This window comes from Streptomyces klenkii, assembly GCF_003626645.1.
Taxonomy (GTDB): Bacteria; Actinomycetota; Actinomycetes; order Streptomycetales; family Streptomycetaceae; genus Streptomyces; species Streptomyces klenkii.
Genome location: NZ_RBAM01000002.1, coordinates 473,788 through 493,395, shown reverse-complemented (window position 1 = coordinate 493,395; position 19,608 = coordinate 473,788). Strand labels below are relative to the sequence as shown.

Below are 19,608 nucleotides of genomic sequence, written 5' to 3'. Positions count from 1 at the left end.
CGCGTGAAGGAGCAAGGGATCATCATCAAGCCCCTGGGCGGGGCGGCAGCGGCGCGGGCCGAGGACGCTTTCCGCCGCGTCTACGCCTCGGCATTCGCCGAGCCGCCCTACGACGAGACCCCGGGCGACGTCGCGGCGGCTTTCCGCCGCTTCCGCGTCCAGACCCGTAAGCCCGCATTCCGAGGCGCCCTGGCACGCACGGAAGCCGGGGATCCCGTAGGCATGGCCTACGGCTATCCGCTCAGCGCGCGTACACGCTGGTGGGACCAGCTACTCGTACCCGTTCCGGAGGAAGTGCGCCATGAGGACGGGCGGCGGACCTTCGGGCTGATGGAGCTCGCCGTACGTGCCCCTTGGCGCGGGCATGGCATCGCACGGCGGCTGCATGACGTCGTCCTCGAAGGCACCGGGGTGGAGCGTGTGCTGCTCAACGTCCTTCCCGAAGCCGAGTCGGCTCAGGCTGCATACCGCTCATGGGGGTACCGGAAGGTCGGCGAAACCCGCCCGTGGGACGGGGCCGCGCTTCATGACGTGATGGTGCTTGACCTTGTCACTGGGTGACCCACGCCCAAGACGCGCCCTTCTTGAACTCGTCGGCGGTCGTCGCGGTCGCGCTCCAGGCGAGCCGGGCAGGCTGCTTCGCCCCCATTTTCGCGATGTAGATCGAGCACTGAGTGCGGCTCTCGCCGATGTCCCAGCTCATGTAGACCGGACCCACCGGGCAACCACCCTCGCCGAAGCCCGAGTGGACGACGGGCCGCTCCGCCGCCTTTTCGCCGTTCTCGTCGAGGATCACGGCACCGGAATTGAGGTCGGAATTGACGACGCTCGGCTTCCCTTCCTTCAGCGTGTACGTCACGTACACGAAGTACGGAGTGCCGCCCTCCAGCGTTCGATCGGCATCGATGTAGTGGCCCTCCTTCAGCTGCTTCTCGGTTCCCTTGACGACCTTCGTGGCCGCTACCTGGAACTTTCCGCCACCGGAAGCTCCGGACTCGAACAGCCCCGGAGCCGGCTGGCCCATCGTCAACGCCGGGGTCCACTCCACCTTCGCGGCCGGGCTCCGCTTGCCGCTCTCGCCCTTCGCCGCAGCCTCCTGGGAAGCGGGTGATTCCTTACCGCCTTCCTTGCCACCGCAGGCGGTGAGCGCAATTCCCAGTGCGGCAGTCAATATCCCGTAGAGGACCTTCGAGCGGCGGCGATGCATGTGTTCTTCCTTCTCACAGAAATGCCCGGCCCGGGGGAACGGCGGGCCGGGTATGGCGAGTTCTCACCTTGACCGCACCAAGCGCGTCATGTACATGCTATGCACTCCCGGCATGCTCACGCACCATGAGACCCGCCTCCCATGGGACCCGCCTCCGGTCGCACGCCCGGTTCCCGCGGGGGTGCCGGCTTCGGCCGGTTCAGGGGACGGGGACCGCCCGGCCGTCCGGGTAGATGTCGACCCCGCGGGAGAACTCAAGCCGGGAGTTCCGCGGATTTCCGCCCTCCTCCGACACCCCCGCCCTGGACTGGACGCGGTGCGTCTCTCCCTTGATGTCCGGCAGGACGCAATTCCCCAGCGGGCTGGACCAGGTCTCCCCCGGACCGATCACGACATGGTCCTGAGGGAACGGCGACGAACAGTCGTACCGGCGCTTCGTCATCCAGTACTCGACCCACACGGCAACGGCCACTTGGCGGCTGCTCGTATTCCATACGGTGATACCGAACTGCGCGTTGCCGGAGAAACTCTTCGCATAGGTGCAGGGCTGGAAACTGACGCCCGTCATCCCGGGCGCCGGCGTCCAGCGATTGCCGGCGGCGCACACCGCACCATCCGGGTAGGACTCACTCCACGTTTCGCGGCGTACTGCCGCGGACCGGCTGTCTTCTGCGCGAGACCCGGAAGCCGCCTCCTTCCCCTGGTCCGGGCCCGGGCCCGGAACCGTACTCGGCGCGGCCCCGGATTCAGGCCGTTCCGTCCCGGCTTCCGGGGCGGAAGAAGGCCGGCCGCCCACCGATGTCTTGGGGGACGCAGGGGTCGCAAGGGGTGTGGAATGCGCCGACGCTCCAGAGGCGGCACGAGTGGAACCTCCGGCCGTGCTCGTCCGGGCAGGCGATGACGGCAGCAGAGCCAGAGTGATCGCCGTGGCGGTGGCCGAGACGGCTGCCGCGGCCGCGAGGAGGACCAACCGCCGCCTCGCGGGCCGCTCTTTGCCCTGCGGTTCGGCCGTCCGCCGACTGCCGGCGCCCTCCGCGGGCCCGCCGGGCGGATAGACGTTGATGTCACCGCCACTGGTGATGTACTGAATCCCGCTGTCGTGCGCCGTGTTGTGCGCGGTGTTATGCGCCGTGTTGCGCTGCTGCGCACCGGGGGATTTGTCGCTCATCCCGGGACTCAGCCGTCGGTCGCGCCGCGGCCGACATTGATGTCGCCGCCCTGGGTGATGTACTGGATCGCACCTGCCTGCGCGGTGTTGTTCTGCACCCAGGACTGCTGCGCCGACGGCAGCTCGGCCTCTACTCGTTCGATCAGTTCGCGCAGCTCGTGCGCGGCCTCGGGATGTTCTTCGAGGAGGATTTCCAGCTGCCCGGTCCAGCGGTTCTGCAACTTGTCGCGCAACTGCTGCCGCCCGCCGTCGGCAGCCCGGGCGATCTCGGTGGCGGTCCGGTCGAGCCGCTCGATCGCATACTGCTCCTGGTCGTGGTCTCCGCGCCCGAGTAAGCGTGCGACGCCTGCCCGTGCCGTGTTCCAGGCGTCGGTCGCCGCCGCCCCCACCACCGCGGAGCCGCCCGCGGCTGCCAGACCTTCCAGCGCTTCCGTCAGCACCGGCACCTCCCTGTCGACTGACCAACACATCCTCAGGGCACAACTCCCGGTGAATGGTGAGGTAACGGCCTGCCGCAGGATTCGGCCGGTCACCCCTTGACCGCCGCGCCGAGGGCGAAGCCGCCACCAAGGCGGCGGGTGATCAGGGCGTACAGCAGGATCACCGGCGTCGAGTACAGGATCGAGAACGCCGCGAGCTGCCCGTACGCCACCTGCCCGAAATTGCCGAAGAACGTGAAGATGCTGACGGACGCCGGGAGCTGGTCGGGCGAGAGCAGCAGCATGAACGGCACGAAGAAGTTGCCCCAGGACAGCGCGAAGCAGTAGATCGCGACGACGCCGACGCCCGGGCCCATCAGCGGCAGGATCACCCGTACCAGCGCCTGCATGCGGCTCGCCCCGTCCGTCCAGGCCGCCTCTTCCAGAACGGCCGGAATGTCGTCCATGAAGTTCTTCATGAGCCAGATCGCGAAGGGGAGTTGGGCGGCGGCCATGAACAGCGCCGTGCCGTACAGCGTGTCGACGAGGTCGACCCGTACGAACAGCCCGTAGACCGGCACCATGATCGCCGTGACCGGCAGGCAGGTCGTGAACAGCACTCCCAGCAAATACGGCCGGTTCAGCCGGGACCGGAACCGCGACAGCGGGTACGCCGCGAGCGCCGCGCACACGATCGTCACGGCCGTCGCGCCGCCGCAGAGCAGCAGGCTGTTGAGCATGGGCGTGAACGTGATCTCGTCCGTCAGCACCGCGGAGAAGTTCTCCGCGGTCGCCCGCTCCGGCACCCGTACGGAGAGCCCCGCCCCTGCGTCCACGGACGCGAGCAGCAGCCAGACCAGCGGCACGGCGAACGCCGCGACCACGACGAGCAGCGCGGCGTCGGCGGCCAGCCGGCGCCGCGTGCGACGGGCGAGGAGCGGGCGCATGGCACCTCCGGGCGGGGAATGCGGAGTGGTGCGGCCTCCCCTTCGTCTTACCCGGTGACAGCGGCCGGACCCGCAGGCGGCCCGGGAGTGAGGCGCCCCCTCCGCACCTCAATCCCTTCAGCCCCCCACATCCCCCTCAGCCCCTCAGTAGCCGACGGTGAAGCGCTGCCGGCGGTGCGCCGGGCTCTCGATCTCGTCCAGCAGGGCGACCGCGTAGTCCTCGGCCGAGATGCGGGACGTGCCGTCGGCCTCGGCGAGCAGGTCGTCGGCGCCGAGGCGGAAGGTGCCGGTGCGCTCGCCGGGCAGGAAGAGCGCGGAGGGGCTCAGGAAGGTCCAGTCCACGTCGTCCGGGAGGGCGCGCAGCGCGTCGAGGAGGTCGACGTGGGCGGAGGCCTCGGGCTTCCACTCCTCGCGGAAGCCGGGCTGGTCGATGACGCGCTCGCCGTTCGGCAGGCGCAGGCTGCCCGCGCCGCCGACGAACAGCAGGCGACGGCCCGCGGCCCGGGCGACCAGCGCGGGGAGCAGCGGCAGGACGGCACGCGCGGGGAGCGCGCTGACAACGGCGTCCGCACCGTCGAACGGCAGGTCCAAGGCGGCCACGTCGGCGGTCACCCGGTTCAGGCCGTGGCGGGCCGGGGCCTGCGCGTCGTGGTGGCGGGCGACGGCGGTGACGGCGTGGCCGCGGGCGACCGCCTCGTCGGCGATGCGGCTGCCGGCCATGCCGGTCGCGCCGAGAACAACGATCTTGAGCGGGGCGTTCATACGGAGCATCTCCCAGAAGTACAGCGGAACGGTCAGAGCTGAATGTCGAAGGTGACCTTCGCCCGCTCCACGGTCTCCTGGAGGACGCGCACCTGACCGCGGGCGTTCTTGTACTTGCCCGTGCCGCCGGTGATCGCGAACTGCTCGTCGAAGACGGGGCCCTTGGCGTTCAGGCGGGCCGTGCCCGACGTGGTGATCTTGTTGCCGTCGCCCAGGTCGTAGACGAAGGTCAGCATCTCCGCGGTGCGCGGCTTGGCGTCGGTGGAGATGCCCTGGAAGCTGCTGGTGCCGAGGGTGCGGCCGTCGGCGCCGACGAGGTCACCGGTGCCGATCAGCTGGTCGCCGAGGGCCGAGTCGGACGGGGCGACGTCGACGAAGTTGACCGAGGTGCCCTTCTCGACGGCCTCGAAGGAGACGGTCCGCGGGCCGGCCGAGGACGCGGTGGCGGCACCGGCGGTGGCCGGGCTCATGGCGAGGGCGGCACCGATGACACCGGCGGCGGCGACGGTGAGACCGAGGGCGGGAAGGGTGCGCTTGCGCATGGGACGTACTCCAGCCTGTTTACGAGCGTACGGGTCTTGCGTGCGGATCCGTGGCAGGTGAAATATCTGCCGCAGCAGACAATATGTCTGCTGCGGCAGATACTGCAAGGGAAAGTTCTGCCGGTACGGGCGGCGGTCTGGGACCCTGGTCGGGTGAAGGAGCACATGCTGCATGACGACGACGTGACGCTGTACGGACTGTTCGTAGAGGCGTTCAGCCGCCTGAAGCCACTGGTCCACGAGGACCTGGGGGTCCCGGACACCTGGTTCGAGGTCCTGCTGCGGCTCGGCCGCACGCCCGGTCACGCCCTGCGGATGAGCGACCTGGCAGCCGCGGTCGCCTTCAGCTCCGGCGGCTTCACCCGGCTCGCGGACCGCATGGAGGAGGCGGGCCTGATCCGCCGCGAACCGGACCCGGCCGACCGGCGGGCCGCGCTGGCCGTCCTCACCGAGACCGGCGAGAAGGCGCTGGACCGCGCCCTTCAGCAGCACCTCGCGCACCTGCGCACGCACGTCAGCGGCCGCCTCTCAGCGACGGACCGCCGCGCACTGGAAAGAATCCTGCGCACGCTACGCGACGCGGGGTGAAGCGCGTCGGCTCCGCCGCCCCCACCGCGGTGGCGCGCCCCGTCGTGGCGAACAGCCCACGAATCCGCAGACCGCCGGCGCCGCCATGCCGACTCCGGCAGCCAAGTACCCCGCACTCCGCCCGACAGAAAGGCCACCCCCCGACGGATCAGGAAACCCGGCGGGAGGCTCCCATCCGGCGGGAGGGCCGGGGGCGCAGGGGCAGGGGTCCGGGACGCTGACGTGTATTTGCGGGCCGGACGAGGGGCAAGGCGACGGTGCGGGGGGCCCGTAAATATACGGTCCCGGACCCCTGCCCCGGAGCCCCCGGCCCGGCACCAGCCACCACGGCGAGGCCCCCGCCGACCGACAGTCGACGGGGGCCTCGTAAACCTCGCTAAAGGAAAGGCGGAGAAGGGCGCGTCAGAAGACGGACTCCGCCTCGTCCATCCGACTCTCCGGCACCCGCTTGAGCTCAGTGACCGCATCCGCGATCGGCACCATCTCGATGTTCGTCCCCTTCAGGGCCGTCATCTTGCCGAAGTCACCGCGGTGCGCGGCCTCGACCGCGTGCCAGCCGAAGCGGGTCGCGAGGACGCGGTCGTACGCGGTGGGCGTGCCGCCGCGCTGGACGTGGCCGAGGATGACCGGGCGGGCCTCCTTGCCCAGGCGCCGCTCCAGCTCGCCGGCGAGCTTGGTGCCGATGCCGGCGAAGCGCTCGTGGCCGAACTGGTCTATGGCGCCCTTCTTGTAGTCCATCGACCCCTCGGCGGGGTGGGCGCCCTCGGCGACGCAGATGACGGCGAACTTCTTGCCGCGGGCGAAGCGCTCCTCGACCATCTTCACGAGGTCGTCGACCTCGAAGGCCCGCTCGGGCAGGCAGATGCCGTGGGCGCCGCCGGCCATGCCGGACTCCAGGGCGATCCAGCCGGCGTGCCGGCCCATGACCTCGACGACCATCACCCGCTGGTGGGACTCGGCGGTGGTCTTGAGCCGGTCGATGGCCTCCGTCGCGACGCCGACGGCGGTGTCGAAGCCGAAGGTGCGGTCCGTGGAGGAGATGTCGTTGTCGATGGTCTTGGGGACGCCGACGACGGGCAGGCCCGCGTCCGACAGCATCCGGGCCGCGGTCAGCGTGCCCTCGCCGCCGATCGGGATGAGCACATCGATGCCGTACTCACGGGCGAGCTCCTTGGAGCTCTCACAGGCCTCGCGGAGGCGGGCGCGCTCCAGGCGGGAGGAGCCGAGGATGGTGCCGCCGCGGGCCAGGATGCCGCTGACGGCTTCCAGGTCGAGCTTGCGGTGCCGGCCGTCGAGGAGGCCCTTGAAGCCGTCTTCGAAGCCGATGACCTCGTCGCCGTGGCCGACGACCGCGCGGTGCACCACCGAGCGGATGACAGCGTTCAGGCCGGGGCAGTCGCCGCCTGCGGTGAGAACTCCGATGCGCATCGCGTGCTGTGTCTCCTGCTCTGGGGTCCCCCCTACCCGGGGTAAGGGGATGGTACATGTGAGCCGGGCCGATTGTTTCACGGTCCGATGGGTACCGGCACACCCCCGGGTGGCGCCGGCTTCCGACCTCCGCTCCTGCGGTGCGCTCCCGCCTGCTGACGCGCGCCTTATCCAGGGGCGCAGGTATTGTCAAGAGGTCAAGCCCACCATAACGGGTAATTTTTAAGCCGAAGCCCACGGCGTGGAACACGCCGGAGCCGAAGCCGAAGCAACAACCGAACAACGCGGACCGAGCACCGCGGACCAAAAACCACAGACCGAAGAACACGGCGATGGAGCAAGGAGAGCACGCGTGACGCGCAGCGTGTACGTGACCGGGACCGACCGGGGCGACGGGCGCCAGGTCATCGAGCTGGGAGTCATGGAGCTCCTCACCCGGCAGGTGGACCGGGTGGGCGTCTTCCGCCCGCTGGTGCACGGCGACGGGCCGGACCGCCTCTTCGACCTGCTGCGCTCCCGCTACCGGCTCGGCCAGTCCGCGGAGTCGGTGTACGGCATGAGCTACGGCGACGCCTCCGCGCTCCAGGCCGAGCGCGGCACGGACGAGCTCGTCTCGCAGCTGGTCGAGCGCTTCCACGCGGTCGCCCGCGAGTACGAGTACGTGCTGGTGCTCGGCACCGACTACGTAGGCTCGACGCTCCCCGACGAGCTCGCCCTCAACGCCCGCCTCGCCAACGAGTTCGGCGCCTCGGTGATCGCGGTCGTCGGCGGCCAGGACCAGACGGCGGAGTCCGTTCGCTCCGAGGCCCGCAACGCCTACCGCGCCTACGAGGCCCTGGGCTGCGACGTCGTCGCCCTCGTCGTGAACCGGGTGGCCCCGGCCGACCGTGAGGCCGTCGGCGAGCGCCTCTCGGCGAGCCTGCCGGTCCCCTGCTACGCGCTGCCCGAGGAGGCCGGCCTGTCCGCGCCGACCGTGGCGCAGATCGTCCGCAAGCTGGGCGCCGAGGTGCTGCTCGGCGACGACGCCGGCCTCGCCCGCGACGCCAAGGACTTCGTCTTCGGCGGCGCCATGCTGCCGGCCTTCCTGCCCGCCCTGACCGAGGGCTGCCTGGTGGTGACCCCGGGCGACCGCGTCGACCTGATCGTCGGCGCCCTCGCCGCGCACAGCGCCGGCGCCCCGCCCATAGCCGGCGTGCTGCTGACCCTGGACGAGAAGCCGGGCCCGGACATCCTGGCGCTGGCCGACCGACTGGCCCCGGGCACCCCGGTCGTCTCCGTCCCCGGCGGCTCCTTCCCGACCGCGGCCGAGCTGTTCGCCGTCGAGGGCAAGCTCGACGCGTTCTCGCCGCGCAAGGCGGAGACCGCCCTCGGTCTGTTCGAGCGGCACGTGGACACCGCGGAGCTCACGAACCGCATCGCCGTGGCCCGCTCCAGCCGCGTCACCCCGATGATGTTCGAGCACGAGCTGATCGAGCGCTCCCGCTCGGCCCGCCGCCGCATCGTCCTGCCGGAGGGCACCGAGGAGCGCGTACTGCGCGCCGCCGACGTGGTGCTGCGCCGCGACATCTGCGACCTCACGCTGCTCGGCGAGGAGGCCGCGATCCGCAAGCGCGCCGGCGAGCTGGGCATCGACCTGGCCGCCGCGCAGATCATCGACCCGCAGACCTCCCCGCTGCGCGAGCGCTTCGCCGAGATCTACGCCAAGGCCCGCGCCCACAAGGGCATGACCGTCGAGCTCGCGCACGACGTGGTCACGGACGTCTCCTACTTCGGCACGCTGATGGTCCAGGAGGGCCTGGCCGACGGCATGGTCTCGGGCGCGGTGCACTCCACCGCCGCCACCATCCGCCCCGCCTTCGAGATCATCAAGACGGCGCCGGGCGCCCAGATCGTGTCGTCCGTCTTCTTCATGTGCCTGGCCGACCGCGTGCTGGTCTACGGCGACTGCGCCGTCAACCCCGACCCGAACGCCGAGCAGCTCGCCGACATCGCCATCCAGTCCGCGACGACCGCCGCGCAGTTCGGCGTGGAGCCGCGGATCGCGATGCTGTCGTACTCGACCGGCACCTCCGGCTCCGGCGCGGACGTCGACAAGGTCCGCAAGGCCACCGAGATCGTCCGCGAGCGCCGCCCCGACCTGCTGGTCGAGGGCCCGATCCAGTACGACGCCGCCGTCGACGCCGCGGTCGCCAAGACCAAGCTGCCCGGCTCGGAGGTGGCCGGCAAAGCCACCGTGCTGATCTTCCCCGACCTCAACACCGGCAACAACACCTACAAGGCCGTCCAGCGCTCGGCCGGCGCCGTCGCCGTCGGCCCGGTCCTCCAGGGCCTGCGCAAGCCCGTCAACGACCTCTCCCGCGGCGCGCTGGTGCAGGACATCGTGACCACCGTCGCGATCTCCGCCATCCAGGCGCAGGGCGAGCGCACGAACGGAACCGCGCCGGACGCGCCCGCCGTCTGACGCCCGTAGGCCGTACGGGACCGCCGCCCGGACCCGTACGGCCGCCGCCCCCACCCCCGACGTAGACGTAGACGTACGAGACCCCCACAACCCCGGAAAGCGTTCATGACTGCCAACCCCACCCGAGTCCTCGTCCTCAACTCCGGCTCCTCCTCGGTCAAGTACCAGCTGCTCGACATGGCCGACGGCGCCCGGCTGGCCGCGGGCCTGGTCGAGCGCATCGGCGAGGAGACCTCCCGCCTCGTGCACTCCCCGCTCGCCACGGGCGGCGGCAAGCGCGAGCAGGAGGCGCCGATCGCCGACCACGAGGCCGCGCTCCAGGCGGTCGCCGCGGAGCTGGCCGCGGACGGGCTGGGCCTCGACTCGCCGGAGCTCGCCGCGATCGGCCACCGGGTGGTGCACGGCGGTCAGAAGTTCACCGCCCCCACCGTGATCACCGACGAGGTGCTGGCCGAGATCGAGCGGCTGGTGCCGGTGGCCCCGCTGCACAACCCGGCCAACATCACCGGCATCCGCACCGCGCAGGCGCTCCGCCCCGACCTGCCGCAGGTCGCCGTCTTCGACACGGCCTTCCACACCACGATGCCGGAGTCGGCCGCCCGCTACGCCATCGACACGGCCACGGCGGACGCCCACATGATCCGCCGCTACGGCTTCCACGGCACCTCGCACGCCTACGTCTCGCGCGAGACCGCGAAGCTCCTCGGCAAGGACCCGTCCGAGGTCAACGTGATCGTGCTGCACCTGGGCAACGGCGCCTCCGCCTCCGCGGTCGAGCGCGGCCGCTGCGTCGACACCTCCATGGGCCTGACCCCGCTGGAGGGCCTGGTCATGGGCACCCGCTCCGGCGACCTGGACCCGGCGGTCCTGCTCCACCTCTCCCGCAACGCCGGGATGTCCACCGACGAGATCGACGCGCTGCTCAACAAGAAGAGCGGCCTGATCGGCCTGTGCGGCGACAACGACATGCGCGAGATCCGCCGCCGCATCGACGAGGGCGACGCGCGGGCGCAGCTCGCGTTCGACATCTACGTGCACCGGCTGAAGAAGTACATAGGCGCCTACTACGCGGTCCTCGGCACGGTCGACGCCGTGGCCTTCACCGCCGGTGTCGGCGAGAACGCGGCGCCGGTCCGCGAGGCCGCCGTCGCGGGCCTCGAAGCGCTGGGCCTGGCCGTGGACGCCGGGCTCAACGCCGTCCGCTCCGGCGAGCCGCGCCTGATCTCCCCCGAGTCCGCCCGGGTCGCGGTCGCCGTGGTGCCCACCGACGAGGAGCTGGAGATCGCCACCCAGACGTACGACCTGGTCAGCGCTTGATCGCCGACCGGTCGCCCGGCCGTTCGCCGGTCGTTCGTCGGTCGTTCCCACAGCTCGAATATTCCGCTCCGAAACAAACCGATAGGATCTGCCCCATGCGCCGTTCCAAAATCGTCTGCACCCTGGGCCCCGCCGTCGACTCCTTCGACCAGCTGAAGACGCTGATCGAGGCCGGTATGAACGTGGCCCGCTTCAACATGAGCCACGGGACCCACGCGGAGCACGAGGAGCGGTACCACCGCCTCCGTAAGGCCGCCGCGGAGACCGGCCGGGCGGTCGGCGTCCTCGCCGACCTCCAGGGCCCGAAGATCCGCCTGGAGACCTTCGCGGACGGCCCGGTGGAGCTGGTGCGCGGCGACGAGTTCACCATCACCACCGAGGACGTCCCCGGCGACAAGACGATCTGCGGCACGACCTACAAGGGCCTGCCGGGCGACGTCGCCAAGGGCGACCAGATCCTGATCAACGACGGCAACGTCGAGCTGCGCGTCACCGAGGTCGAGGGCCCGCGCGTGCGGACCATCGTCATCGAGGGCGGCGTCATCTCCGACCACAAGGGCATCAACCTGCCCGGCGCGGCGGTGAACGTCCCGGCGCTGTCCGAGAAGGACATCGAGGACCTGAAGTTCGCCCTCGCCATGGGCTGCGACATGGTCGCCCTGTCCTTCGTCCGCGACGCCAAGGACGTCCTCGACGTCCACCACGTCATGGACGAGGTCGGCCGCCGGGTCCCGGTCATCGCCAAGGTCGAGAAGCCGCAGGCCGTCGCCAACATGGAGGACGTCGTCATGGCGTTCGACGGCGTGATGGTGGCCCGTGGCGACCTGGCGGTGGAGTACCCGCTGGAGAAGGTCCCGATGGTGCAGAAGCGCCTCATCGAGATGTGCCGCCGCAACGCCAAGCCGGTGATCGTCGCGACCCAGATGATGGAGTCGATGATCACCAACTCGCGCCCGACCCGCGCCGAGGCCTCCGACGTCGCCAACGCCATCCTCGACGGCGCCGACGCGGTCATGCTCTCCGCCGAGTCGAGCGTCGGCGCGTATCCGATCGAGACCGTCAAGACGATGTCCCGCATCGTCGAGGCGGCCGAGGAGGAGCTGCTCTCCAAGGGCCTCCAGCCGCTGGTCCCGGGCAAGAAGCCGCGCACCCAGGGCGGCTCGGTCGCCCGCGCCGCCTGCGAGATCGCCGACTTCCTCGACGCGAAGTCGCTGGTCGCCTTCACCAAGTCCGGTGACACGGCCCGCCGCCTGTCCCGCTACCGCGCGAAGCAGCCGATCCTGGCCTTCACCACGGACGCCGCCACCTGCAACCAGCTCACGCTGAGCTGGGGCGTCGAGACCTTCGTCGTCCCGCACGTGGAGAACACGGACGCGATGGTCGACCTGGTCGACGCGGAGCTGCTGAAGCTCAAGCGCTACAACGACGGCGACACCATGATCATCACGGCGGGTTCCCCGCCCGGTGTCCCCGGCACGACGAACATGGTGCGGGTGCACCACCTGGGCGGCGAGGGCCGCTAGGCTCCCCGCTCCCCCACGGCCGTGGCCGCCGTCCCCGCGAGGGGGCGGCGGCCACGGCCGTTTGTACGTGTACGTGTGCGTGCGCGGACTGCGGATCTTCGGGTACGTGCCGGCCTACGGGTACGTGCCCTCGGTGATGTACTGGTGCAGGTTCGGGATGTGCAGCGTGCCGCCGAACTGCCCGCCCTGCCGGATCTTCACGTTGGTGTAGAAGACCGGGATCGGCAGCTTCAGCCCCGGTATCAGCGGGGGCGGGACGCTGGGCGAGTGGGTCGCCGGGATGAGCCCGAGGAGGTTGCCCTTCAGCTCCTCGGTGTACATGGTGACCTTCCCACCGGTGATGGTGGAGTCCGTGCCGATGCCCGCCACGTGGTACTGCTTGCCCTGGCTGTTGACGATCTGGTGCAGGTCCTTGATCGTCAGGGCGTCGGCGGTGAACTTGAGGACGTCCTTCTTCTGCCCGTTCACCATGGTGATCTTCTTGACGCCCTCGTAGGTGAGCCCGGTGAGGGTGAGCTTGCTCGCCTCCAGGTACCAGGGCTGGTTGGGGAAGGCGTGGTGCTCGTTCTCGTCGACGACGGTGCCTTGGGGGCACGGGGGAAGTTCGCCGTCGGCGGTGCCGGTGCCTCCCTCCGGGGAGGGCGACGTCGAGCCGGACGGAGCGGGGCTCGGGGACGTGGACGGCCCGGTGGACGGGGCGTCCTTGTCCTCGGTCTTGTCCTTGTCCTTCTCCGCAGGCTTCTCCCCGGGCTTCTCCGACTGGGCGGAGCGCTTCGGCGCGGGAGCCGCGGATGAGGACGGTGCGGACGGGGCCGGCGCGGCGGGGCTCGGGGAACTCGCCGCGGGCGGCTTGGCCCCGCCGGTCAGGATGTCGTGCAGTTTGTCCCCGAGGCCCAGGGGGTCCAGGGGGTTGGTGGCCTTGGACGCGGAGGGGGAAGGGGCCGGGGACGGCGCGCGGGAGGGCGCGGCGGGCTTCGCGGACGCGGACTTCCCGGCGGCCGGCGCCTTATCCGGCTCCTTATCCGGCGCCTTCTGCTTGCCGGCGGACGGGCCCGCGCTCGGCGCCGCACTCGGGCCGCTACTGGGCTTCTCGCCCGGCTTCCCGCTCGGCTTCTCGCTCGGCTTCCCGCTCGGGCCGCCGCTCGGCCCCGACGGCTTCCCGGACTCCGGGGTCCCGCCCTCCGCCGCCGTGTCCGGCGCCGTGGCGCACGCGCCGTCGAACAGCTTCTTGGGCGCGGGCTTGGCGGCGGCCAGCGTCGGCGTGAGCCCCATGCCCATGAGGACGGCGCTCGGCATCGCCGCGAGGGCGACGGCCTTGCCCGCCGGCATGTGCAGCCGGGCGAGCAGCGGCTTTCTGGGCGCGGCGTGGCGCGGCCCCTCACTCGGCACGGTCGCCTCCGTCCCGCTCCTTGCTGAGCGATACGGCGGCCGCCGGCTCACCGGCCGCGATGGCGGCGGGCCTGCCGGGCGCCCAGGAGACGCCGAGGGCGCCGCCGATGAGGGCGAGCAGGAAGCCGATGAGGAACGCGCCGAAGTTGGAGACCACGAGCGAGACCAGCGCGAGCAGGATGGCCGCGACCCCGGCGAAGATCCGCGACTGCTGCTGGAACCAGAGCGTCAGGCCGAGGACGACCAGCAGCACCCCTATGATCAGCGAGCCGGCGCCCGCCGTGGTGGCCATGCGGATGTGCAGATCGCCCAGCGTCATGGTCTGGTAGGGGATGTACATGATCGGGAATCCGGCCAGCAGGGTCCACAGCCCGCCCCAGAACGGGCGCTGCCAGCGCCACTCCCGGAACGAACGGCGGGCGCGGCCGAATGAACTGATCTGCTGGGGTCGCGTGTCGACGCTCATGTCGTACAGCTCCTCGGGGGCATGTTCTTCGGTACGGCACGGACGCGGTACGGGTGCGGGTGCGCGAACTCCCGCCCCGTACCGGCCCGTTCAGCGTGTCAACCCTTGGGCACGTCGCACTGGGCGTCGCCCATGTTGACGCCCATGTGCAGACCGGGGAGCGTGAACGTTCCGGCCGAGGTGGCCCAGGCCTTCTGGTCGACGCTGTCGAACCAGACCTCGTCCGCCTGCTGGGCGAACGAGCCGGGCACGTGCACCCCCTCGCCGTTCTTGCCCGCGCCCGCGGGGCCGGGGCCCTTGGTGGTGTTGTCCACGGACACGCCGATGTCGACGTTCTTGAACGTGGCGTTGGCCTTCATGTCCTCGGCGTCGATGTACAGCTTCGAGGCCGTGACCTGCTTGTCGCCGCCGCCCGCCTCCAGCTTCATCGACACCTTCTTGTCGGTGAGCGGGATGGGGATCGTGACGGCCTGGCAGAGCTTGGTGATCTGCGCCTCGTCGATGCCGACCACCGCGACGGGCTTACCGCCCGCCTTCGTCTGGTCCATGGCGCCGTACTGGACGAAGCCCTTGCCGTGCAGCTTCCCTGCCGTCACCTGGAACTGCTGGCCCGACACGCTGAACGACGCCGCCAGCGCACCCTGTGCAACAGCGACCCCGATCGCGGCCGTTGCCGCGACGCTCGGCACCATGACGACGGCGAACCGCCGCCATCTGGTCCCACCGCGAGTCTGAGACTCCATGACTTGCCTCCTTCTCGGACGTACATCTCCGGCTCGGGCTCCGCGTCGCGGATCCGTGCCCGGGGATGGGAGACGTGCTACGTCCTCGGGAAGGAGAGCGCCGCCGTCCGGCGACGCGAAACGCCTCCGGGACCACCGGCGATCACCCCCGAGCGACAACCACTTGGCCACGCCTTCGCGCAACCTCCGGGACAGGCCCTGCCGGAGTGCGGCCGGGACCCCCCTGTCCCTGAACCGGCCCGCGCGGGGCCGGTCCGCCCGGTGGGGACCCACTCTCCGACGCCGGCCGGCTGCCGGGTTGGAGGAATGGACCGAGCTTGGCCGATCGTGGTGCATTCGCGGCTGCCGCACAAGAGGTTCATTACTAGCGAGTAACGAGCCGATAACCGCCGGGCGTCCGGACTGCATCGGCCGGCGGGGAGAGGTCGGCCCACCGTGTCCGGAGAGAAGGGGGGATACGCGAAAAACCCGGGCGAAAGCCCGGGCTTTTCTTACTCGCAGTAACGGAGGCCGCTTTCACCAAGTTTTGGTAAAGCGATGCCGCTGAGTCATGTGGGTCAGAACAGTGCGCGAGAGAGCGCGGTCCGCGCGGCGCTCACCCGCGGGTCGTCCGCCCCGATCACCTCGAAGAGCTCCAGCAGCCGCACGCGGGCCGCGTTCCGGTCCTCGCCGGCCGTGCGCCGGACCGTGTCGATCAGGCGGCCGAAAGCGTCCTCGACGTGACCGCCGACCAGGTCCAGGTCGGCCGCGGCGATCTGCGCCTGCACATCGCCGGGGGCGTCCGCGGCGGCCTTGCGGACCGCCCGCGGGTCGACGCCCTGGACCCGCTGGAGGAGCTCGGCCTGCGCGAGGCCCAGCTTCGCCTCCGGGTGGGCCGGGTCGTCCGCCAGCACGTTCTTGTACGCCTGGACGGCACCGCCCAGGTCGCCCTTGTCCAGCGCCTCGTGCGCCAGGCCCAGCGCCTCGTCGTACGGGCCGACGGGCTGCTCCGGCTCCGGCTCGCCCTCCCCGGGGGCCTCGGCAGAGACCGGCGCGCCCACGATGCCGAAGCGCTGCTCGGCCACCTGCACGAGCTGGTCCAGCACCTGGCGGATCTGCGCCTCCGGCGCGGCGCCCTGGAACAGCGGCAGGGCCTGGCCCGCCACCACCGCGAAGACCGCGGGGATCGACTGCACGCCGAACTGCTGGAAGAGCAGCTGATTGGCCTCGACGTCGACCTTGGCGAGCACGAAACGGCCCGCGTACTCGGCCGCCAGCCGCTCCAGCAGCGGGCCGAGCTGCTTGCACGGCTCGCACCAGTCGGCCCAGAAGTCGATGACGACGGGCACCTCGGCGGAGCGCTGGAGGACATCCGCCTCGAAGCCGGCCTCGTCGGCGTCGAAGACGAGGCGGCCCGCGGCGGCGGGCGGCGCACCCCGGCGGACGGCCTCGGCGCGCGCCTGCTCCGCCTTCTGCTTGGCTTCCCCGGCCGCCTTCACCGCGGCGAGGTCGACGACTCCACTCATGGACATGTTCCGTGGCTGCATGCGCCCATCCTCCCCCTTCCGCGCGCGAACCGGAAAAATAGCGGTGGCGTATCGACACCGGGTCCCCACCCGGCGTCCGTGGTTGTCGCTCTTACGCTACGAGCCGTAGCGTAACTGCACCCCCCTCCCCTTCCGCAAGCCCCTCCCGCCCCTGGTTCTACTCGGCGGTAGGGTCCGGTGCCATGAGCTCCGCCGCCTCCTCCCCCGCGCCGCGCCGCACCGGCCGCCCGCGCAGCCCCGAGGCCGACCGCGCGATCCTCGACGCGACGCGCGCCGCGCTGGTCGAGCTGGGCTGGGGAAAGCTGACGATGGGCGACGTGGCCGCCCGCGCGGGGGTCGCCAAGACCACGCTCTACCGGCGCTGGGCGCACAAGAGCGAGCTCGTCGTGGACGCGGTGGCGGCGCTCTTCGACGAGCACCTCGAACTCCCCGACCGGGGCAGTCTCCAGGCCGACATCGAGGGCGTGGTGCTCCAGTTCGCCGCGCTGCTGGAGCGGCCGGAGACGAAGACGGCGCTGATGGCGGTCGTGGCGGAGTCCACGCGCGACGACGCCCTGCGCGAGCGCATCCGGGGCGCGATCGTGGACCGCCAGAAGCGCCTGGTCCTCCTGGGGCGGGAGCGCGCCCAGGAACGCGGGGAACTCCCCCGCGAGGAGGATCCGTCGGCCGCGGCCCGCACGGCCGACCTGATCTTCGACGTGATCGCCGGCGCGGTCGTGCACCGCACGCTGGTCAGCGCGGAACCGGTGGGCCCGGAGTGGGCGCGCGAGTTCGCTGTCATGCTGGTGGCGGGGCTCGGAGCGGGCCTTCGGCGCTGACGCGCAGCGCCGTCAGGCGCAGGACGGCCGGAATGCTTCGGCCGTCCTGCGCCTTGAGGACCGGGGTCCGGGGGCGGAGCCCCGGGACCTCAGAAGCCGGCCGGCTCCACGTAGATCCCCCACTCGTCCCGCAGCGCGTCACAGATCTCGCCGAGCGTGGCCTCGGCCCGGACCGCCTCCAGCATCGGCCCGATCATGTTCGAGCCGTCGCGCGCGGCGGTCAGCATGGCCGCGAGGCAGTCCCGTACGCGGGCGTCGTCCCGGCCGGTCTTGCGGCCGGCGAGGACGCGGACCTGCTCGCGCTCCACCTCGTGGCTCACGCGCAGGATCTCCAGGTCGCCCGTCACCGAGCCGTGGTGGCAGTTGACGCCGACGACCCGCTTGTCGCCCTTCTCCAGGGACTGCTGGTAGCGGAAGGCGCTCTCGGCGATCTCGCCGGTGAACCAGCCGTCCTCGATGCCGCGCAGGATGCCGGACGTGACCGGCCCGATGGGGTGCCGCCCGTCGGGGTGGGCCCGCAGGCCCCGCTCCTTGATCTGCTCGAAGATCTTCTCGGCGTCGGCCTCGATCCGGTCGGTGAGCTGCTCGACGTACCAGGCGCCGCCGAGGGGGTCGGCGACGTTGGCGACGCCGGTCTCCTCCATCAGCACCTGCTGGGTGCGCAGCGCGATCTCCGCGGCCTGCTCGCTGGGCAGGGCGAGGGTCTCGTCGAGGGCGTTGGTGTGCAGGGAGTTCGTACCGCCGAGGACGGCGGCGAGGGCCTCCACGGCCGTCCGCACGACGTTGTTGTACGGCTGCTGGGCGGTCAGCGAGACGCCGGCCGTCTGGGTGTGGAAGCGCAGCCACTGCGCCTTCTCGGACGTCGCGCCGTAGACCTCCTTCATCCAGCGGGCCCAGATGCGGCGGGCCGCGCGGAACTTGGCGATCTCCTCGAAGAAGTCGACGTGGGCGTCGAAGAAGAAGGACAGGCCGGGCGCGAAGGTGTCGACGTCGAGGCCGCGGCTCAGGCCGAGCTCCACGTACCCGAAGCCGTCGGCCAGGGTGTAGGCGAGCTCCTGCGCGGCCGTGGCCCCGGCCTCGCGGATGTGGTAGCCGGAGACGGACAGCGGCTTGTAGGCGGGGATGGAGCGGCTGCAGTGCTCCATCAGGTCGCCGATGAGGCGCAGGTGGGGCTCGGGCGGGAAGAGCCACTCCTTCTGCGCGATGTACTCCTTGAAGATGTCCGTCTGGAGGGTGCCGTTGAGCACGGCGGGGTCGACGCCCTGCCGCTCGGCGGCCACGAGGTACATGCAGAAGACGGGCACGGCGGGCCCGCTGATGGTCATCGACGTCGTCACGTCGCCGAGGGGGATGTCCTTGAAGAGGATCTCCATGTCGGCGGCGGAGTCGATGGCGACGCCGCAGTGGCCGACCTCGCCGAGCGAGCGCGGGTCGTCGGAGTCGCGGCCCATGAGGGTGGGCATGTCGAAGGCCACGCTGAGCCCGCCGCCGCCGTTGGCGAGGATCATCTTGTAGCGCTCGTTGGTCTGCTCGGCGTTGCCGAAGCCGGCGAACTGGCGGATGGTCCAGGTGCGGCCGCGGTAGCCCGTGGCGTACAGGCCGCGGGTGAAGGGATACTCCCCCGGCCAGCCGATGCGTTCGAAGCCCTCGTAGGCGTCGCCGGGGCGGGGGCCGTAGACGGGGGCGACCTCGTCGCCGGAGAGGGTGGTGAAGTCGGCCTCGCGCTTGCGCGCGGCGTCGAACCGGGCCTGCCAGCGGCTGCGCCCCGCCTCGATTGCGCTTGCGTCCATGGTGGTCTCGTCTGCCTCTCCGTGCGCCGTTGCGCGAATTTAGTAGGACGTCCTACTAAATCGTCGCGCAAGAGCGCCCCGAACACAAGGGGTGTCCGGGGCGCGGCGCGGTTGCGGCGGGGCGGCCGTCAGGCAGTGGCCTGCGCGGGCGCGCCTTCCAGCAGGGGCTCGACCTCGCGCACGACCTGCCGCTCGACGAAGAAAGCCGCCGTCGGGATCGTGCCGCTGACCAGCACCCACAGCAGCTTGCCGAACTTCCAGCGCGCCTTGGAGCCGAGGTCGAAGGCGAAGACCAGATAGATGATGAAGAGCACGCCGTGGATCTGCGAGATCACGAGGGTGGCGTTCGCGCCCGTGTCGAAACCGTACTTGAGGACCATGCTGGCGCAGAGGACCAGCAGCATCACGGCAGTGGCGTAGGCCATCACGCGGTATCGAGTCAGGACGCTTCGCTTCATGACAACGAGCGTAACCGGCCGTTCCGGGCCGATCTTCGCCGCCCCGCCCGGCCGCG

At 71.0% G+C, this 19,608-nt stretch carries 19 protein-coding genes; 6 read left to right on the top strand and 13 right to left on the bottom strand.

The genetic code is table 11. The annotated features are described in order from the left end of the window. The first annotated feature begins 3 nt into the window (after window positions 1–3). Window positions 4–561, top strand: coding sequence for a GNAT family N-acetyltransferase (locus D7231_RS05605; protein WP_241999584.1), 558 nt, complete (start codon window positions 4–6; stop codon window positions 559–561). Here the strand turns inward: D7231_RS05605 and D7231_RS05600 are convergent. From D7231_RS05600 to D7231_RS05575, 6 genes are all read right to left on the bottom strand, one after another. Further along, on the bottom strand, window positions 551–1,207 hold the full coding sequence (locus D7231_RS05600; RefSeq protein WP_120753793.1) for a hypothetical protein: 657 nt from the start codon (window positions 1,205–1,207) through the stop codon (window positions 551–553). The two genes, D7231_RS05605 and D7231_RS05600, sit on opposite strands and share 11 nt — an antisense overlap. Before the next feature lie 199 nt (window positions 1,208–1,406). Continuing rightward, window positions 1,407–2,375: an RAD23 family protein gene (locus D7231_RS36135; protein ID WP_147449688.1), complete on the bottom strand. Its 969-nt coding sequence runs from the start codon at window positions 2,373–2,375 to the stop codon at window positions 1,407–1,409. Window positions 2,376–2,383: 8 nt separating this feature from the next. Continuing rightward, window positions 2,384–2,815, bottom strand: coding sequence for a hypothetical protein (locus D7231_RS05590; protein ID WP_120753791.1), 432 nt, complete (start codon window positions 2,813–2,815; stop codon window positions 2,384–2,386). Window positions 2,816–2,904: 89 nt separating this feature from the next. Beyond that, the gene (locus D7231_RS05585; RefSeq protein ID WP_120753790.1) at window positions 2,905–3,741 is read right to left on the bottom strand and encodes a carbohydrate ABC transporter permease; all 837 of its coding nucleotides are present in this window, start codon (window positions 3,739–3,741) and stop codon (window positions 2,905–2,907) included. 144 nt (window positions 3,742–3,885) lie between these two features. After that, entirely contained in the window at window positions 3,886–4,503 is a 618-nt protein-coding gene (locus D7231_RS05580) for an NAD(P)-dependent oxidoreductase (RefSeq protein WP_120753789.1), read from the bottom strand. Window positions 4,504–4,535: 32 nt separating this feature from the next. Further along, on the bottom strand, window positions 4,536–5,045 hold the full coding sequence (locus D7231_RS05575; RefSeq protein WP_120753788.1) for an allene oxide cyclase barrel-like domain-containing protein: 510 nt from the start codon (window positions 5,043–5,045) through the stop codon (window positions 4,536–4,538). Between the two features lie 165 nt (window positions 5,046–5,210). On the opposite strand from D7231_RS05575, the gene D7231_RS05570 reads away from it, so the two are divergent. Continuing rightward, window positions 5,211–5,633, top strand: a complete 423-nt coding sequence (locus D7231_RS05570) for a MarR family winged helix-turn-helix transcriptional regulator (RefSeq protein ID WP_241999583.1) — start codon at window positions 5,211–5,213, stop codon at window positions 5,631–5,633. A gap of 402 nt (window positions 5,634–6,035) precedes the next feature. On the opposite strand, the gene D7231_RS05565 is transcribed toward D7231_RS05570, so the two are convergent. Then, window positions 6,036–7,061, bottom strand: coding sequence for an ATP-dependent 6-phosphofructokinase (locus tag D7231_RS05565; protein WP_120753786.1), 1,026 nt, complete (start codon window positions 7,059–7,061; stop codon window positions 6,036–6,038). 352 nt (window positions 7,062–7,413) lie between these two features. Here D7231_RS05565 and pta point away from each other — a divergent pair, with 352 nt between their 5' ends. From pta to pyk, 3 genes are all read left to right on the top strand, one after another. After that, window positions 7,414–9,522, top strand: coding sequence for a phosphate acetyltransferase (gene pta / locus D7231_RS05560; protein ID WP_120753785.1), 2,109 nt, complete (start codon window positions 7,414–7,416; stop codon window positions 9,520–9,522). A gap of 105 nt (window positions 9,523–9,627) precedes the next feature. Further along, window positions 9,628–10,839, top strand: a complete 1,212-nt coding sequence (locus D7231_RS05555) for an acetate kinase (protein WP_120753784.1) — start codon at window positions 9,628–9,630, stop codon at window positions 10,837–10,839. A gap of 95 nt (window positions 10,840–10,934) precedes the next feature. After that, the gene (gene pyk / locus D7231_RS05550) at window positions 10,935–12,362 is read left to right on the top strand and encodes a pyruvate kinase (RefSeq protein ID WP_120753783.1); all 1,428 of its coding nucleotides are present in this window, start codon (window positions 10,935–10,937) and stop codon (window positions 12,360–12,362) included. Window positions 12,363–12,476: 114 nt separating this feature from the next. Here pyk and D7231_RS05545 read toward each other — a convergent pair whose 3' ends face one another. The 4 genes from D7231_RS05545 to D7231_RS05525 all read right to left on the bottom strand — a co-directional run bounded on the left by D7231_RS05545 (window position 12,477) and on the right by D7231_RS05525 (window position 16,486). Next, window positions 12,477–13,751 (bottom strand): hypothetical protein, encoded by a 1,275-nt coding sequence (locus tag D7231_RS05545; RefSeq protein ID WP_120753782.1) that lies wholly within the window; start codon window positions 13,749–13,751, stop codon window positions 12,477–12,479. Continuing rightward, window positions 13,741–14,217, bottom strand: a complete 477-nt coding sequence (locus D7231_RS05540; protein ID WP_120753781.1) for a DUF6114 domain-containing protein — start codon at window positions 14,215–14,217, stop codon at window positions 13,741–13,743. Before D7231_RS05540 ends, D7231_RS05545 begins: the two co-directional genes overlap by 11 nt. A 98-nt stretch (window positions 14,218–14,315) precedes the next feature. Then, entirely contained in the window at window positions 14,316–14,960 is a 645-nt protein-coding gene (locus tag D7231_RS05535) for a DUF6230 family protein (protein ID WP_120753780.1), read from the bottom strand. A 557-nt stretch (window positions 14,961–15,517) separates the two neighbouring features. Next, window positions 15,518–16,486, bottom strand: a complete 969-nt coding sequence (locus tag D7231_RS05525; RefSeq protein ID WP_120753779.1) for a tetratricopeptide repeat protein — start codon at window positions 16,484–16,486, stop codon at window positions 15,518–15,520. A gap of 182 nt (window positions 16,487–16,668) precedes the next feature. Here D7231_RS05525 and D7231_RS05520 point away from each other — a divergent pair, with 182 nt between their 5' ends. Next, entirely contained in the window at window positions 16,669–17,304 is a 636-nt protein-coding gene (locus D7231_RS05520) for a TetR/AcrR family transcriptional regulator (protein ID WP_120753778.1), read from the top strand. Between the two features lie 89 nt (window positions 17,305–17,393). Here D7231_RS05520 and D7231_RS05515 read toward each other — a convergent pair whose 3' ends face one another. Next, the gene (locus D7231_RS05515) at window positions 17,394–19,094 is read right to left on the bottom strand and encodes a coenzyme B12-dependent isobutyryl-CoA mutase large subunit (protein WP_120753777.1); all 1,701 of its coding nucleotides are present in this window, start codon (window positions 19,092–19,094) and stop codon (window positions 17,394–17,396) included. Window positions 19,095–19,222: 128 nt separating this feature from the next. Next, window positions 19,223–19,552, bottom strand: a complete 330-nt coding sequence (locus D7231_RS05510) for a DUF3817 domain-containing protein (RefSeq protein ID WP_120754008.1) — start codon at window positions 19,550–19,552, stop codon at window positions 19,223–19,225. Between the last annotated feature and the right edge of the window lie 56 nt (window positions 19,553–19,608).